The following is a 15,372-nucleotide window of genomic DNA, read 5'->3' on the forward strand; positions in this document are numbered from 1 at the left end:
TCTCAATCGAGCAATCGTTATGCCGTCATCACTCGCGCAAAGCGTTGAGCAGATCGCCGAACACGCGATGCGTCGATGCGCTCAGTCCCGCGCCGACCGCTGTTTGCACCGTGCGCCGCAAGCCGAGAATCGCGACGCCGACGAGCGCGAGCGCGATCAGTTCCGCGTTGGGCGTGCGCAGGAACCACGGCGCGTTGCCCGCCGGTGTCGACGGCCGCGCGATGCGCGCACGCGTGACGCGCACGGGTTCGTCGAGCGCGTGCGCCGCCACGAGTTCGGCGCGCGATTCGGCCATGCGCGCAAGAACGATGTCCTGTTTGATCGCGTGCTTCATTGCGCCACCTCCTTGATGGTCTCGACGTCGCGGCGCATTTCTTCGCGTAATAGGCGAAACGGTTCGGTCGGCTTGCGCGACATCATGACGACGATCGAGATCACCGCGACGGCGAGCCACGCGGCGGCGACGCACCATGCCGTCAGCACGAGATGCGGCGTGCCGAACGCCGTCACGATCACCGCGATGGATATGAAGGACAACGTGAAGAGCGCGCCGATCGCGAGCGCGACCATCGCGACCACTTCGTGCAACACGCGTTTTTTGGTTTCCGCAAGCTCGATCGGTATCAGTTCGCCGTAGTCGACGAGACGCGTCGCGCAGAAATGGCCGATCCTGCGCCAGTTGGAGATCTTTCTCTGGATGGTCATCGCGAATTCTCCAGCCAAGTCGAAGAGAGATGGGCGGTCGTGCGCAAGACCTCGCGCAGCATTCGTGCCCGCATCGGCGGCGCGCGCGCTCAGCTGTTGCGCGCGTCCTTCGGCTTGCGTATGAGACTCACTTGACCATTGCGTTCGAGAATCGCGGATTGCACGTCGTCGAGACCGGTCGCGTGGAGCTCCTGCCGCGCGGTCTCGAAGACATCCGTTCGAGTGATGAGAGCGGCCGACATCTGCTTGTCGTCGAACTTGCCGTCCTTGAAGACTTCGCGCTCCGCGCCGACGATCAGCTTCTCGAGCCACGGCGAACGAACGCACGTCCACGCGAGAATGCGATGGACGAAGACAATCACGAACGATGCCGCGACCGTCGGAATGGCAGGCGAAGCGCCCACGATGACACGGCTCAGCGTCGCGCCGAGCAGAATCGCGACGACGTAGTCGAACGGCGAACGCTGTCCGAACGAACGCCGCCCCGCGATGCGAATGAAGATCAGGGCGCCGAAGAAGACCGCCACGGCGCGTGCGGACATCTGCAGGGAGTCGAGATCGCGTCCTTCGCCAAAGACGCTCAGCAGCAGACTCATCGTTCCTCCCATTCGGCAAGCGCCGCTTACGGCGCGTTCGAATCTCGCGTCACGCGAATGCAATGCGGCGAATCATCGTCTCCTTCGAAGTCGAGCAGCAATGCGCGCGCCCGCCGTCTTACCGCTGCGGCGCGGATTCGGCGTCGTACAGGCCGTGCGTTTCGAGTTCGCTGCGCAGGCGTCTCAGCTGATCGAACGCGTACCGGGCGTAGTGTTGCGCCGCCGTTGCCGGGTCCCAGTTGATCGCGCGGCCGATGTCGTGCCACAGCGCGCCGCCTTCCAGCATGCACTCGATGGTCGGGATATGGCCCTGCGTGACGAGACCGATCTGGACCTGCGAATTTTCACAAATGTATTTGTTGAGCATAGGCATCCCTATGGCTGTTTTTATCGATGGCCACGAACGCGACGCTTCGGCGGCGCGGTTCGCTCTGTAGGAAAGTATCGGCGGCGCGCTGCGGGCTCTATTCGTTACACCACACACGGTTTCGCTAGGCGTGGCGTTGCGCGCGGCGCGTGAGATGCTCGACCATTCGTTGAGCGGCGGGCTGCAACAGTTCGAAGCGCTTGAAGCAGACGACGAACCGGCGCTCCGCCCACGCATCGGTGAGCGGAATCACGGCGACGCCGAAGACCGACCGATACGTCGCCGCCACTTCCACCGGCACCACGCTGATGCCGAGCCCTGCCGCGACGACGCGAAACGCCGCGTCGAAACTCGACACGATGACGCGATACGACAGCGTCTTCCCCGCGCTTGCCGCCGCGCGCCGCAGCATCGTGTGGACGGCGGTCGACGGTAAGAGGCCGACGTGCTCGTATTGCAGCGTGTCCTCGAAACTCAGGCGCGTGGCGCTCGCGAGCGGGTGATCGGGATGCACGGCGAGCGCCAGCCGGTCCCGTCGATACGGCTCGTGCTCCAGCCCTTCGAGATCGACGTTATCCCAGCACACGCCGACACTCGCCGCGCCTTCGCGCAATTGGCGCACGAGATCGGCGGAAAGCCGTTCCTCCACGTCCACGCGAATGTTCGCGTTCGCAGGCTCCCGCATGAACGCGGCGATGTCGTCGAGCAACGCTTCCGCAATCGCGGATGCCGACGCGCACACGCTCACGCGTCCGCGCAAGCCGCTTCCGAACGCCGCGATGTCGCTGCCGATGCGATCCAGCGTGAAGAGCACGCTGCGCGCGTGTTCGACGAGTGCGATGCCCGCGCTGGTCGGCTCGACGCCCCGCCGCGAACGCGAGAGGAGCGGCACGCCGAGATCGGCTTCGAGTTGCGCGATGCGCTTGCTGATCGCGGATGGCTCGATGTGCGCTTCATCGGCCGCGCGCGCGATGTTGCGGTGATCGCATACGGCAACGAACAGGCGCAGCGTCTTCAGATCGATATCGCGCACGGCGGGCTCCATTGAGACGTTCCGAACGGGAACGATGACGCTTCCGAATTACCGCTTCTGCGGTTCAGCGGAACGTCTAAAGTTAGCACAACGCCGGCGGGACGATGACCGGCGGCACCCCAGGAGACGCCTCATGCCTGTATTTCCCACCGAAGCCGTGATTCGCGAAGTCGGTCTGCGCGACGGCTTGCAAAGCATCCGGCAAGTACTGCCGACGTCGCGCAAGCGTGAATGGATCGGCGACGCCTACGCCGCCGGCCAGCGCGAGATCGAAGTCGGCTCGTTCGTGCCTGCGCGGCTTCTGCCGCAACTTGCCGATACCGCCGAGCTCGTCGCGTTCGCAAAGACGCTGCCGGGCCTCTTCGTTTCCGTGCTCGTGCCCAACCTGAAGGGTGCCGAACGTGCATTCGAATCGGGCGCCGATCTGCTGCTCGTGCCGCTATCGGCGAGTCACGCGCATAGCCTCGCCAATCTGCGCAAGACGCCGGACGAAGTCGTTGCGGAGGTCGCGCGCATTCGCGCGGCACGCGATGCATCGGGCGCAAAGACGCTGATCGAAGGCGGCATCGGCACGGCGTTCGGCTGCACGATTCAGGGCCGCGTCGACAGAACTGAAGTGCTGCGCTGCATGCAGGCGCTGCTCGATGCGGGCGCGGATCGCGTGAGCATCGCGGATACCGTCGGCCATGCGGGGCCGCGCGCCGTGCGCGATCTCTTCGACGAGGCGCGGCGCATCGCGGGCGAGCGCTTCTGGTGCGGTCACTTCCACGACACGCGCGGCCTCGCGCTCGCCAATGTATATGCCGCGCTCGAAACTGGCGTCACTCGTTTCGATGCGACGCTCGCGGGCATCGGTGGATGTCCGCATGCGCCCGGCGCGAGCGGCAATGCGGCGAGCGAGGACCTCGCCTTCATGCTCGCCGGCATGGACATCGAAACGGGCGTGGACATTGCCGCATTGCTCAGGCTGCGCGAGAAGGTCGCGCGCTGGCTCGAAGGCGAAACGCTGCACGGCGCGCTGTGGCGTGCCGGACTTCCCGAATCATTCGCGCGCCATGCGGCGAGCGCCGCGCTGACCGTTTGAGGCTTCTCACATGACTTCGAATACAGGACTTCCTCTCGACGGTGTGCGCGTCGTCGAATTCACGCATATGGTGATGGGGCCGACGTGCGGCATGATCCTGGCCGATCTCGGCGCCGAGGTCATCAAGATCGAACCGCCCGGCGGCGACAAGACCCGCACGCTGCCGGGACTGGGCATCGGCTTCTTTCGCTCGTTCAATCGCAACAAGAAGAGCGTCGTCATAGACATCAACACGCAGGAAGGCCGCGAAACCGCGACCGAACTCATCGGCACATGCGATGTCGTGCTCGAGAACTTTCGTCCCGGTCTCATGCAGAAGCTCGGGCTCGATTACGAAACGCTCGGCAAGCGTTATCCGCGGCTCGTCTATGTGTCGCACAAGGGCTTTTTGCCCGGACCCTATGAAAAGCGCCTCGCGCTCGACGAGGTCGTGCAGATGATGGGCGGTCTGTCTTACATGACCGGCCCGGTAGGGCGGCCGCTGCGCGCGGGAACATCGGTGAACGACATCATGGGCGGCATGTTCGGCGCGATCGGCGTTCTGGCCGCACTGCGCGAGCGCGATATCACCGGACGCGGACAGGAAGTGCAGAGCGCGCTCTTCGAGAATTGCGTGTTCCTCTCGGCGCAGCACATGCAGCAATACGCGATGACGCACGAAGCGCCGCCGCCGATGCCCGCGCGCGTATCGGCATGGAGTGTCTACGACGTCTTCACGCTGGCCGGCGGCGAGCAGCTTTTCATCGGCGCGGTGAGCGACAAACAGTTCGTCACGCTCTGCGATGTGCTCGCGCGCGACGACATCGCCGCCGACCCGCGCTTCGCGACCAACGCGATGCGCGTCGCGGTGCGCCCCGAGCTGCTCGCCTGTCTCGGCGCGATCCTGAAGGATCATCGCGTCGACGAACTCGCGCCGAAGCTCGAAGCGGCCGGCATTCCCTATGCGCCGATCGTGCGGCCCGATCAGCTTCTCGACGATCCGCACCTGAAAGCGAGCGGCGGCCTCGTGCCGATGCAGACCGACGATGGCGGCACGACCGACGTCGTCCTGCTGCCGATCACGATGGGCGGCCGCCGCCCCGGCGTGCGTCAGGCGCTCGCGCGCGTCGGCGAGCACACTCAGGAGGTGCTCTCGCGCATCAGAAGCCGGATAACGGCATGAGCCTCGTGCCGCGCGCGCGTCGAGCGGCGCGGCGATAGCGGACCCGGCAGGCAGGCATCGAGACAGGCCGCCGGACACATCGAAGATCAGGAGACAACATGCAGCAGACCGTCACGGCGGGCAGCGCCCCGCTCATCACGCCGAACGTGCAGGCCGGCATTCAACCGGGCGCGGAAATATCGGCGCGCATGGATCGACTGCCGATCACTCGGCATCTCTGGATGCTCGTACTGCTGATCTCGCTCGGCGGCTTCTTCGAAATCTACGATCTGATCTTCACGGGCTATATCGCGCCCGGCATGGCGAAGAGCGGACTGCTCGCGACGACGACGCATTCGTTCTTCGGCTTCACCGGCATCGCCGGATTCATCGCGGCGACGTTCGCGGGGCTGTTCGTCGGCACGTTCTGTTTCGGCTGGCTGCCGGATCGTTATGGCCGTCGCGCCGTGTTCACAGTGTCGTTGCTCTGGTACTCGGTCGGCTCGGCGATCATGGCATTCCAGACGACGCCCGAGATGGTGATTCTATGGCGCTTCATCACGGGCATCGGTGTGGGCGTGGAGATCATCACCATCGACAGCTACGTGACCGAACTCGTGCCGCAACACATGCGCGGCCGCGCGATGGCGTTCAATCAGATGGTGATGTTCGCCGCCGCGCCCGTCGCCGCGATCCTGTCGTACTGGCTCGTGCCGACGACCGTGTTCGGCATCGACGGATGGCGCGTCGTCGTGCTCGCGGGATCGGCGGGTGCGGTGCTCGTGTGGTTCATCCGCCGCTCGGTTCCAGAGAGTCCACGCTGGCTCGCGTCGCACGGACAGGCCGCTAAAGCTGACGTCATCGTGCGCGATATCGAATCCATCGTCGCGCGGCAGTCGCACGCGCCGTTGCCGCCACCGCTGCCGGTGCTGGAGCAGCCGGTACATCGCCGGGCGTCGTTCGCGGAATTGCTGGAGCCGCCGTACCGCTCGCGCTTCCTGATGCTCGTCGTGTTCAATCTGTGTCAGGCGATCGGCTATTACGGCTTTGCGAACTGGGTGCCGACGCTGCTGATCGGGCAGGGCATCACCGTCACGAAGAGCCTGCTTTACTCGTTCATCATCGCGTTCGCGCTGCCCGTCGGTCCGATGCTCGCGATGCTTTACGCCGACCGCATCCAGCGCAAATGGCTGATCGTCGGCGGCGCGTTGATGGTGATCGTGTGCGGCATCGCGTTCGGGCAGGCGCGGTCGGTGCCGATGCTGATCGTGCTCGGCGTGGTCATCAGTCTCGCCGGGCAGACCATCTCCGTGTGCTATCACGCGTATCAGGCCGAGCTCTTTCCGACTGCGATCCGTTGCCGCGCGAATGGACTCGTCTATTCCGCGAGCCGCATCGGCGCGATGATGTCGGGCTTCATCATCGCGGCGTTGTTGCGCGATTTCGGCGTACGCGGCGTGTTTGTCGGCATCACGGCGTGCATGTTCGTGGTCGTATTGTCGATCGGCATCTTCGGGCCGCGCACTAATGGCAAGCGTCTGGAAGAGCTGTGCCATTGATGTGCGCATGAAGTCGCGCGCCCTTCCGGTACAAATGCCCCGCTTCTCCTCAAGGCAGGCGCAAGTGTTGCTGAGCAGCTTGGACTCGGGCCACACGGCTCGTCGCTCGCCAGGGAGGGCCAGATGAAAGTCCATTGTCCATCGACCACGATCCTCGCGCTCGCCTGCTCGCTGTGTATGACGAGCGCGTGGGCGCAACAGCAGCAGAACGGCGCGCCGCCGGGCAATACGTCATCGGGCAGCAGCAATTCAGGCAAGAACGCGGGCTTTGCCGGCGGCGCGGGCGCGGCCGGACGGTCGGGCACGGACCCGGCGACGCTGAGCCGCATCGAGGAACAGCGCGTGCAGAAGAAGAACGCGCCAACGGCTGCGAAGGGGGCATCGACAGCGGGCGCGGGCAAGCGCAAGGACTGGAAGGAGTGACGGCCTCGTCCGGCGTCGCAAGAGAGCGCGCGCAGGTTCGCCGTCGCATCGCCGGGGATCTGTGGCGCGCAGTGTGGGCATGGCGTTATCAGACCGCCGCCGCCATCGTGCTGATGATCGGCGCGCGGCTCGCGGTGGTTGCAGTGCCGCTGATGCTCAAACGCGTCATCGACGAGTTCAGTCATCCTGCCTCGAGCGTCGTCTTTCCCGTTTTTCTAGTGCTCGCCTACGTGCTGCTGCGCTATCTTGGCGATGTGCTCAACGAAGCGCGCGACGTCGTCTTCAGCATCGTCACGCAGCGCACGGTTGCTTCATTTACCGCGCGAACGTTCGCACATCTTCATGCGCTCGGCGCGCGTTTTCATGCGCAGCGCGAAACCGGCGCGGTGGTGCGCGACGTGCAAAAGGGCGCTGATGGCATCGGCTTTCTGCTCGGCACGTCGCTCTTTACCATCGTGCCGGTAATGATCGAGATCGGCACGGTCGTCGCCATCATGGTGAGCAGTTATTCGCTGGAGTTCATGGCGATCATCGGCGCGACCTTCGTGCTGTATTCCGTGTGGACGTTCATCTTCACGCGCTTTCGCATGCGTTTTCAGCGCGCGGTCAACCAGCTCGAAGCGCGCTCGGACAGCCGTCTCGTCGATAGCCTGCTCAACTACGAGACCGTGAAGTTCTTCGCGAGCGAGCGTATCGAAACCGGGCGTCTTTCCGGCGTGCTCGAAGAATGGGTGCATGCGCGCATCGCCAATCAGCGCGCGCTCACGTTGCTGCATGTGGGACAGAGCACGATCATCGCCATCGGCATCGCAGCGGTGATGTTGCGCGCGGCGCAGCATGTGGTCGCGGGCACGATGAGCGTTGGCGATCTCGTGCTCGTGAACGCGTATATCGTGCAAGTGTGCAATCCGCTCAACACGCTCGGCTTCGTTTTCCGCGAAACGAACGATGCGATGGTGAACGTCGAACGCATGTTCGGCATTCTGCTTTCGCGCGGCCGCGTGCGTGAGGATATCGACGAACCTCAGGCGCAGCCGCTTGTCGTGACGGCAGGCGAAATCGAATTCGATCACGTCGAGTTCGGCTATGATCCGGCGCGGCAGATTCTGCGCGATGTCGATTTTCGCGCGCATCCGGGCAAGAAGCTCGCGGTCGTCGGCGGCAGCGGCTCGGGCAAGTCGACGCTCGTCAAGCTGCTCTTCAGACTCTATGAGCCTACGGCGGGCGCGATACGCATCGACGGACAGGACATCGCGCATGTGACGCAGAACAGCCTGCGCGCGATGGTCGGCATCGTGCCGCAAGACACCGTGCTTTTCAACGATACGATCGCGTACAACATCGGTTATGGGCGCCCCGAAGCGACGCGCGCGGACATCGTGCAGGCCGCGCGCGCCGCACAGCTCGACGGCTTCATCGAGCGTCTTCCCGATCATTACGATACGCGCGTCGGCGAGCGCGGCGTGCGGCTGTCGGGCGGCGAGCGTCAGCGCATCGCGATCGCGCGCGCGATACTCAAGAACCCGCGCATCATCGTGTTCGACGAAGCGACCTCCGCGCTCGATACGCGCTCGGAGCGCATGATCCAGAACGAACTCGATCGTCTCGCGCAAGGGCGCACGTCGATCGTGATCGCGCACCGCCTGTCGACGGTCGTCGATGCCGACTGGATCCTCGTGATGGAGCACGGGCGCATCGTCGAACAGGGACAGCACGACGAGTTGCTCGCGCGTGACGGCGTCTATGCACGAATGTGGTCGCTGCAATGGCAGCAGGGCGAACTGGAGCACGCGCAGCGCAAGGTGTCGGCGCAGGCGCTCGGCCTCGATGCGCTCGTTGCCGGCGTCGTCGACGCGCTGCACGACGAGATCATCGCGCGCGGCGTGAATCTCTATACGGTCATCAGCGAGCCGGGTCTGCGCGTATCGGGCGATGCCAGCGTGCTGCAGCAGATCGTGGCCGAACTGTGCCGCTCGCAGATGAGCGCGGCGGCGCGGGGCGAGCGCATCGAGTTGCGCGTGTTCCGCGAAGGCAATCAGGCAAATCTCACGGTGATCGGTCAGCAGGCGAGCCCCGTCGAACTATCGCCGCAACAGATGCGCCGCCTCGAAGCCGCGTTGCAGGAAACGGGCGGCAGCTTCACGGTGCGCAACATCGACGCGCGCGCGACCTACGTCGCGACGATGCCCCTGCGACCGGTGCTCGACGATCCGCAAGTGATCGGCCCGAGTCCCGACGACGCGCTTTCAGGCATCCGCGTCATGGTGCTCGACGATCAGGAAGACGCGCGCGATGCGCTCGAAGCGGTGCTCGCATCGGTAGGCGCATCCGTCGTGACATGCGCCACGGGCGCCGAAGCGCTCGAGCGTTTGCGCGCTCTGCCGACAAAAGAATGGCCCGACGTGTTTCTGTGCGACATCGTGCTCGGCGACGAGCAGGACGGCTATGACGTCGTGCGCCTCATTCGCGACGAAGAAGCAAATCGCGGCGCATCGCTTTCCGAGCGCATGCCCGCGATCGCGTTGACGGGACATACGCAGGCCGACGCACGCACGCGCGCGCAGGCCGCGGGTTTTCAGGCGCACCTCACGAAGCCGGTGCCCGCGCCTAAACTCATCGCGACCATCGGCGGCGTGACCGCGAAATCGGCTTAGACGACGTGCGCGGCGCGCGATTCAGCGGCCTGTATCACGCCGCGAAAATGCTGCGCCGTGCGCCGCAGGCCTTCGTCGAGCGGCGTCGTGGGCGTCCATCCGAGCACATCGCGGGCGAGTGCGATGTCCGGCTGACGATGCCACGGATCGTCCATCGGCAACGGCTTGAATACGATCTCCGACGACGATCCCGTCAGCGCGATGATGCGCCGCGCGATATCGAGCATCGACAGTTCGTGCGGGTTGCCGAGGTTCACGGGACCGGTGCACTCGTCGGGCGTGTTCATGAGACGGATGAAGGCATCGACCATGTCGTCGACATAACAGAAGGAGCGCGTCTGCGTGCCTTCGCCGTACACGGTGATCGGTTCTCCGGAAAGCGCCTGCATCATGAAGTTGGAGATCACGCGTCCATCCGATGGATGCATGCGCGGTCCATACGTGTTGAAGATGCGCGCGATCTTGATCGACAGGCCATGCTGCCGCCGATAATCCATGAAGAGCGTTTCGGCGCAACGCTTGCCTTCGTCGTAGCAGGAGCGCGGGCCGATAGGATTTACGTTGCCCCAGTACGCTTCCTGTTGCGGATGCACGTGCGCGTCGCCATACACTTCGCTCGTCGATGCCTGGAAGATGCGCGCATGCACGCGCTTGGCAAGGCCGAGCATATTGATCGCACCGTGCACGCTGGTCTTCGTCGTCTGCACGGGATCGTGTTGATAATGAATGGGCGATGCCGGGCACGCGAGGTTATATATCTCGTCCACTTCCACATACAGCGGAAATGTCACGTCGTGACGCATCAGCTCGAAGTTCGGGCTGTCTAGCAGATGCGCGATGTTGTCCTTCGTGCCGGTGTAGAAGTTATCGACGCACAGCACGTCGTGTCCCAGCGCCACCAGGCGCTCGCACAAATGTGAGCCGAGAAAGCCCGCGCCGCCCGTCACCAGAATCCGCTTCCTGTACGCTTCTTTCATGTCGCCTTCGTCCTTTGAAATAAGTGCTTGCTAGCTGCATACGTCGCGCAGCGTTTCGTCCCAGTCGTGAGCGAAGCGCGCGATATGGAAGCGTTCGAGCGCAGTGCGGCGCGCGCCTTCACCCAGACGCCGCGCTTCGGCGGGATCGCGCAGCAGGTGTTGCATCGCGTCGATGAGGGCTTGCGTGTCGGTATGCACGTAGCCGTTTTCGCCGTTGCGGATCACGGTCGCGAGTTCCGTCGTCGCAAGACCGATGACCGGCATGCCGATCGTCATTGCTTCGACGATGGCGAGCCCTAGACTCGTCCAGCGAATCGGATTGAAGAAGAAGCGATAGCGCGCGCTGAACGCCGCAAGCTCCAGATTGCCGATCTCGCCGATGCCGCCCGCGGACTGCGCATCCATGCCGACGAGATCGAGCGGCACGCGCGCGGCCGCTTGTGCATAGACATCGTCGCCGAGGCGCCGGCCGCGCTGGCGCAGATGATTGATCACGGCGATGCCGCGTTCGAGTTCGCCGCTGTAGCGCACGCCATCGGGCACGATGACGCCGTGCTCGATCACACGCGTCGGCGTTTCGCCGCTGTCCCACATCAGCTTGTTGAAGTGCGTGACGTGCACGAGCAACGTATCGCGCTCCTGCACCCAATGCTTTTGTTCGAAGGGATTTTCCTGCGGCGGATCGTGCTCGATATAAACGCGCGGCAGGCGTCGTTGCGCATCGCTGAGAAGATTGATGCGATCGTCGTCCCATTGACGTTTGTGCTGAAAGAGCACGACATCGAACGATTGCGACTGCACTTCGCTCGCGGGAATTTCATGCACGTTTGCACCGAACGGCAACGCGCCCGCCGTGCCCGCATAACCCGGCGGATAGCCGGGGCGCGTGACGAGATAGAAGTCGTGCGGCGCCTGGCTCAGATAGTAAAGATAGTTGCCGTGAATATGCCACGTGAGCACACGCAGGCGCCGTGAACTAGTCATGGGCATGAAGAAGCGTCTCCTCTCGGACGGTCGTTTCAAGCTGGGCGAATGCGGTGGCGATCACCGACTGCACGCTCACGTTCAGCGCGCATTCATGACCATACGGACACTCGCGAAAGGAACAGGGACGGCACGCCGGCCAGTCCGCCAGGACGCGATGACGCGCATGATCGAGCGGCGCCCAGCGATGCGTATCGCTGCCCGATGCGACGACGACGCTCGGCGTGCGCATCGCGGCGGCCACATGCGAAAGCCCGGTGTCGTTGCAGACGATGAGCCGCGCCTTTGCGACGAGCGCGGCAAGCGAACCAAGCGACGTTTGCCCGGCCAGGTCGATGACATCGGCTCCGGCATCGTTCGCGACGCGCGCGGTAAGCGATGCTTCGCCCGCGCTGCCGGTGACGGCGACTTGCCAGCCGCTTCGGGACAACGCCCGCGCGACTTCGCCGAAGCGTTCGACGGGCCATCGGCGTGACGGTAATTGCGCACCGGGATGCACGAGCACAAGCCTGTCGCAATCGATCGCGCGGGCTTCGATGAGTGCGGCGCATTCATGCGTGTCGGCATCGGTCAAGGGAATCTCTAGATCGAGCGCGTGCGCGTCGATGCCGAGAAGCTGCATGAGGGCGGTGTATCGCGCGGGTTCGGGCAAGTCGTCCGGCCACGGCATGAAAACGCCGTCGCGCGTGGCTTCGTCCGGCTTCAGGAAACCGGCGTTCAAACGCGCGCCCATTGCCTCGACGATATCGTTGGCCACGCCGCCGCTTCCATGCAACTGGATCGCGAGATCGAAGCGGCGCGCGCGCATCGCTTCGTAGAAGCCTGGCAGATGAGCATCGGTTTCCGGCTGCTCGGGAAAGCCGATCGCGCCTGGAAACACGATGAGTTCATCGACGAGATGCGCGTATCGTTCGACGAAACTCTTCGCCCACGGCAAGCCCGCGAGCGCGATATGCGCGTCCGGATGAGCACGCCGCAGCGCGCGCAACGCAGGCACGGCGCACAACATGTCGCCGAGTTGCAGCGCACGAAACACGACGATCCGCTCGATGTTCATAGGAAGAACACCCCGAACCTGAATGCGCCGCGGATGCGCCAGTAGATCGACAGATACGGAATGATCGCCGATGTCCACAGCATCTCCGCCACATGCGACGGCGTGCGCGCGGTCGTCTTCAGACGCTGCATGCTGAACCATAGCGTCATCGCGGCCCATGCCGCTAATGCAAGAACGGCGATACGCGGCGCGCCCGCCATGACCGAGCCGGCCGCGACGACGAGCGCCGCAAGCATCGCATAGTAGAGAAGCGGCGGGCCGCGACGGATGCGCGTGCGAAACAGCGCCGGATACTTCTTGAAGAGGAGCGCATCGAACTGGCTCTTCTTCTGCTGCGAGATGCTCACGCCCCAGCGCGCGGGACGAACGGGATGCAGCACGGTCGCGTCTTCCGCACGCGCGATGACGAGTCCTGCACGCATCAACGCGAATTGCAGGTCCGAATCTTCGCGCCACGCGGACGTGAAGCGCGCATCGAAACCGCCCGTGCGTTCGAGCGCCGCGCGCGTGACGAACGCGTTCGCGGTCGCGAACTCCGCGCTGGCGAGACCGGCGGCATCGCGTTCGTAGTCGGTCGGACGCGGACCGAGCGGCACGACGATGCGGCCCGATACCGCGTCCGCGCCCGCATCGAGCGCGCGCACGCCGTTCTCGAGCCAGTGCGGGTCGGGGATCGTGTCGTCGTCGGTGAAGGCGATACGCCGCGCAAGCGAGGCACGCCAGCCCGCGTTGCGCGCGCCCGCCGGACCTTGCGTCGCGCTCACGGGCACATAGCGGATCAACGGACCGCGCCGCGCGCGCGATTGCGCGAGGCGTTGCACGCATGCCTTCGTCGCTTCGTCGGGACCGTCGTCGCATACGATGATTTCATAGCGCGACGGATCGTATGTCTGCGCCGCGAGCGCGAGCACGCAGCGTTCGAGCATCGCGGGCCGGCGATATGTCGGCACGACCACGGACACGTCCGGTATGAAGTCGCCGCGCGGCACGAACGCCGCCTCGCTCGCGCTCGACGCGCCGTGCTCGAAGAGTTCGGCGTAGGTGCTCATGCGTGCGCGCCCGGCTTCTCGATGAGGAACGAACCGATCACGAGCGCGTCGAGCGGCGAGGTCCAGAAGGATTCGAGCGCGTCGCGCGGCGTGTTGACCATCGGCTCGCCACGCGTGTTGAACGACGTGTTGACGAGCACCGGCACGCCCGTGCGCGCCTTGAACGCCGCGAGCAGATCGTAGTAGAGCGGATGCTGAGCGCGGTCGACGGTCTGCACGCGCGCGGTGCCATCGATGTGCGTCACGGCCGGTATGCGCGTCGTCATGTCGTCGCGCACGTCGAACACGAAGAGCATGAAGGGCGCAACGCGCGCATCGACGAACCAGTCGGCTGCGTGTTCTTCCATCACGACCGGCGCGACCGGCCGAAAGTCTTCGCGGTCCTTGATCTCGTTCAGACGCGCCTGCATCGACGCATCGATCGGCGAGGCAAGAATCGAACGCGCGCCGAGCGCACGCGGACCGAACTCCGTACGCCCCTGATACCAGCCGATGACGCGGTTCTGCGCAAGAATGTCCGCGGTTTCTTCAGCGATATTCGTGAGCTTGCGATACGGCGCGTGCGTCCACTTCAGAAACGTTTCGATCTCTTCGTCATCGAAAGAAGGGCCGAGATACGCATGATCCATGCGCCACTTGCGGCTGCGGTCGCCCGTCTTCGCGCGTTCCTGATAGTCCGTCCACAACGCCGCACCGAGCGCCGTGCCCGCATCGCCTGCGGCCGGCTGAACCCAGACTTCTTCGAACGGACCGCGATCGCGCAGACGCGCGTTCATCACGCAGTTGAGCGCGACGCCGCCCGCCATCGCGAGATTTTTGAGGCCGGTGCGTTCGTGCAGCCACTTCGTCAGTTCGAGCGCGGTTTCTTCGAGCACGGCCTGCAACGAATGCGCGATGTCGAAATGATGCTGCGTGAGCGGGCCGCCGCGTTCGCGCGCGGGACCGAAGCGTTCGACGAGACGCGGCGCATCGACGGTATAGCTTCCGTCATGCCGATACTTCACGATCTCGCGAAACTGATCGACATACGTAGGCTTGCCGAACGACGCGAGCGCCATGACCTTGTACTCGTCCGACGAATGCAGAAAGCCGAGATAGCCCGTCACCGTTTCATAGAGCAAGCCAAGCGAATGCGGCAACTCCACTTGCTTGATGCGCGTGTATTCGCCGTCGACGAACTGGCCGAGGCTCGTCGTCACGCCTTCGCCGCGTCCGTCCATCGTGAGCACGGCGGTATTGTCGAAAGGCGCGGCGAGAAACGCGCTTGCTTCGTGACACAGATGATGATCGACATGATGCCATGCGAAGCGCGGCGCGCGGCCGCCGCTTGCGAAACGCCGCTTCAGATGATGCGGCGCGCCGTCGAGCAACTGCCCCTTCGCATTGACGATGTAGCTCAGAAAGAGCGGATCCCACGGCGATTCGGACGGATTGGTCAACGCTTCGGCGGAGGGCATCATCGGCAAGGCGATGCTCGCCTTCGCATCTTTCGGCATGCCGGAAAATAGATGCGGATCGTATGAATACGCGATGTGATCCACGTCCGCGAGTTCGATGCCCGCTTCCTTCAGGCAATAGTCGATCGCATCGAACGGAAGCTGCCACGTGGAAAACGGCACCGGACGTTTTGCATGTTTGACGTGCGTGAAGCGCTCGTCTTCGGCCGCGGCGATGACGACGCCATCCTTCACCAGCGCCGCCGCGCTGTCGTGATAAACCGCGTTGATTCCCAGTGTGTACATA

General features: G+C 64.3%; 15 protein-coding genes. 5 read left to right on the forward strand and 10 right to left on the reverse strand.

All coding sequences use genetic code 11. The features are described from left to right. Positions 1–28: 28 nt before the first annotated feature. The 5 genes from AWB77_RS29170 to AWB77_RS29190 all read right to left on the reverse strand — a co-directional run bounded on the left by AWB77_RS29170 (position 29) and on the right by AWB77_RS29190 (position 2,701). Positions 29–334: a hypothetical protein gene (locus AWB77_RS29170; RefSeq protein WP_061137956.1), complete on the reverse strand. Its 306-nt coding sequence runs from the start codon at positions 332–334 to the stop codon at positions 29–31. Further along, entirely contained in the window at positions 331–705 is a 375-nt protein-coding gene (locus tag AWB77_RS29175) for a phage holin family protein (RefSeq protein WP_061137957.1), read from the reverse strand. The genes AWB77_RS29170 and AWB77_RS29175 overlap by 4 nt, the downstream gene beginning before the upstream one ends. 89 nt (positions 706–794) lie before the next feature. After that, positions 795–1,313, reverse strand: coding sequence for a DUF421 domain-containing protein (locus tag AWB77_RS29180; RefSeq protein ID WP_061137958.1), 519 nt, complete (start codon positions 1,311–1,313; stop codon positions 795–797). A gap of 106 nt (positions 1,314–1,419) precedes the next feature. Then, the gene (locus AWB77_RS29185) at positions 1,420–1,668 is read right to left on the reverse strand and encodes a hypothetical protein (protein WP_061137959.1); all 249 of its coding nucleotides are present in this window, start codon (positions 1,666–1,668) and stop codon (positions 1,420–1,422) included. 124 nt (positions 1,669–1,792) lie between these two features. Then, on the reverse strand, positions 1,793–2,701 hold the full coding sequence (locus AWB77_RS29190) for a LysR family transcriptional regulator (RefSeq protein ID WP_061138016.1): 909 nt from the start codon (positions 2,699–2,701) through the stop codon (positions 1,793–1,795). 133 nt (positions 2,702–2,834) lie between these two features. Between AWB77_RS29190 and AWB77_RS29195 the strand changes: the two genes are divergently transcribed. The 5 genes from AWB77_RS29195 (at position 2,835) to AWB77_RS29215 (ending at position 9,562) form a co-directional block, all read left to right on the forward strand. After that, a complete protein-coding gene (locus AWB77_RS29195) occupies positions 2,835–3,785 on the forward strand; it encodes a hydroxymethylglutaryl-CoA lyase (RefSeq protein ID WP_061137960.1) in 951 nt (316 codons plus the stop codon). A 10-nt stretch (positions 3,786–3,795) separates the two neighbouring features. Further along, on the forward strand, positions 3,796–4,947 hold the full coding sequence (locus AWB77_RS29200) for a CaiB/BaiF CoA transferase family protein (protein WP_061137961.1): 1,152 nt from the start codon (positions 3,796–3,798) through the stop codon (positions 4,945–4,947). Between the two features lie 98 nt (positions 4,948–5,045). Further along, a complete protein-coding gene (locus tag AWB77_RS29205) occupies positions 5,046–6,485 on the forward strand; it encodes an MFS transporter (protein ID WP_061137962.1) in 1,440 nt (479 codons plus the stop codon). A 123-nt stretch (positions 6,486–6,608) separates the two neighbouring features. Then, complete coding sequence (locus AWB77_RS29210) at positions 6,609–6,908, forward strand: hypothetical protein (RefSeq protein WP_157694940.1); 300 nt, start codon at positions 6,609–6,611, stop codon at positions 6,906–6,908. Further along, positions 6,905–9,562 carry an ATP-binding cassette domain-containing protein gene (locus AWB77_RS29215; protein ID WP_061137964.1) on the forward strand — a complete coding sequence of 886 codons (2,658 nt, stop codon included), beginning with the start codon at positions 6,905–6,907 and terminating at the stop codon, positions 9,560–9,562. Before AWB77_RS29210 ends, AWB77_RS29215 begins: the two co-directional genes overlap by 4 nt. On the opposite strand, the gene AWB77_RS29220 is transcribed toward AWB77_RS29215, so the two are convergent. The 5 genes from AWB77_RS29220 to AWB77_RS29240 are packed head-to-tail and all read right to left on the reverse strand — an operon-like array spanning position 9,559 to position 15,371. Beyond that, positions 9,559–10,539 carry a UDP-glucuronic acid decarboxylase family protein gene (locus AWB77_RS29220; RefSeq protein WP_061137965.1) on the reverse strand — a complete coding sequence of 327 codons (981 nt, stop codon included), beginning with the start codon at positions 10,537–10,539 and terminating at the stop codon, positions 9,559–9,561. The two genes, AWB77_RS29215 and AWB77_RS29220, sit on opposite strands and share 4 nt — an antisense overlap. Positions 10,540–10,569: 30 nt before the next feature. Continuing rightward, the gene (locus tag AWB77_RS29225; protein ID WP_061137966.1) at positions 10,570–11,529 is read right to left on the reverse strand and encodes a glycosyltransferase family 4 protein; all 960 of its coding nucleotides are present in this window, start codon (positions 11,527–11,529) and stop codon (positions 10,570–10,572) included. Further along, the gene (locus AWB77_RS29230) at positions 11,516–12,580 is read right to left on the reverse strand and encodes a glycosyltransferase family 9 protein (protein WP_061137967.1); all 1,065 of its coding nucleotides are present in this window, start codon (positions 12,578–12,580) and stop codon (positions 11,516–11,518) included. Before AWB77_RS29230 ends, AWB77_RS29225 begins: the two co-directional genes overlap by 14 nt. Continuing rightward, positions 12,577–13,629 (reverse strand): glycosyltransferase family 2 protein, encoded by a 1,053-nt coding sequence (locus AWB77_RS29235; protein ID WP_244158691.1) that lies wholly within the window; start codon positions 13,627–13,629, stop codon positions 12,577–12,579. Before AWB77_RS29235 ends, AWB77_RS29230 begins: the two co-directional genes overlap by 4 nt. Then, positions 13,626–15,371 (reverse strand): carbamoyltransferase family protein, encoded by a 1,746-nt coding sequence (locus AWB77_RS29240; RefSeq protein WP_061137968.1) that lies wholly within the window; start codon positions 15,369–15,371, stop codon positions 13,626–13,628. Before AWB77_RS29240 ends, AWB77_RS29235 begins: the two co-directional genes overlap by 4 nt. Position 15,372 lies beyond the last annotated feature (1 nt).

It is taken from the genome of Caballeronia fortuita (genome assembly GCF_001544835.2).
In the GTDB taxonomy this organism is placed as follows: Bacteria; Pseudomonadota; Gammaproteobacteria; order Burkholderiales; family Burkholderiaceae; genus Caballeronia; species Caballeronia fortuita.

What these genes read in the sequence shown, in the direction of transcription:
- AWB77_RS29170 (WP_061137956.1), bottom strand. Translation starts at nt 334, where the DNA reads ATGAAGCACGCGATCAAACAGGACATCGTTCTTGCGCGCATGGCCGAA.
- AWB77_RS29175 (WP_061137957.1), bottom strand. Translation starts at nt 705, where the DNA reads ATGACCATCCAGAGAAAGATCTCCAACTGGCGCAGGATCGGCCATTTC.
- AWB77_RS29180 (WP_061137958.1), bottom strand. Translation starts at nt 1,313, where the DNA reads ATGGGAGGAACGATGAGTCTGCTGCTGAGCGTCTTTGGCGAAGGACGC.
- AWB77_RS29185 (WP_061137959.1), bottom strand. Translation starts at nt 1,668, where the DNA reads ATGCTCAACAAATACATTTGTGAAAATTCGCAGGTCCAGATCGGTCTC.
- AWB77_RS29195 (WP_061137960.1), top strand. Translation starts at nt 2,835, where the DNA reads ATGCCTGTATTTCCCACCGAAGCCGTGATTCGCGAAGTCGGTCTGCGC.
- AWB77_RS29200 (WP_061137961.1), top strand. Translation starts at nt 3,796, where the DNA reads ATGACTTCGAATACAGGACTTCCTCTCGACGGTGTGCGCGTCGTCGAA.
- AWB77_RS29205 (WP_061137962.1), top strand. Translation starts at nt 5,046, where the DNA reads ATGCAGCAGACCGTCACGGCGGGCAGCGCCCCGCTCATCACGCCGAAC.
- AWB77_RS29210 (WP_157694940.1), top strand. Translation starts at nt 6,609, where the DNA reads ATGAAAGTCCATTGTCCATCGACCACGATCCTCGCGCTCGCCTGCTCG.
- AWB77_RS29220 (WP_061137965.1), bottom strand. Translation starts at nt 10,539, where the DNA reads ATGAAAGAAGCGTACAGGAAGCGGATTCTGGTGACGGGCGGCGCGGGC.
- AWB77_RS29225 (WP_061137966.1), bottom strand. Translation starts at nt 11,529, where the DNA reads ATGCCCATGACTAGTTCACGGCGCCTGCGTGTGCTCACGTGGCATATT.
- AWB77_RS29230 (WP_061137967.1), bottom strand. Translation starts at nt 12,580, where the DNA reads ATGAACATCGAGCGGATCGTCGTGTTTCGTGCGCTGCAACTCGGCGAC.
- AWB77_RS29235 (WP_244158691.1), bottom strand. Translation starts at nt 13,629, where the DNA reads ATGAGCACCTACGCCGAACTCTTCGAGCACGGCGCGTCGAGCGCGAGC.
- AWB77_RS29240 (WP_061137968.1), bottom strand. Translation starts at nt 15,371, where the DNA reads ATGTACACACTGGGAATCAACGCGGTTTATCACGACAGCGCGGCGGCG.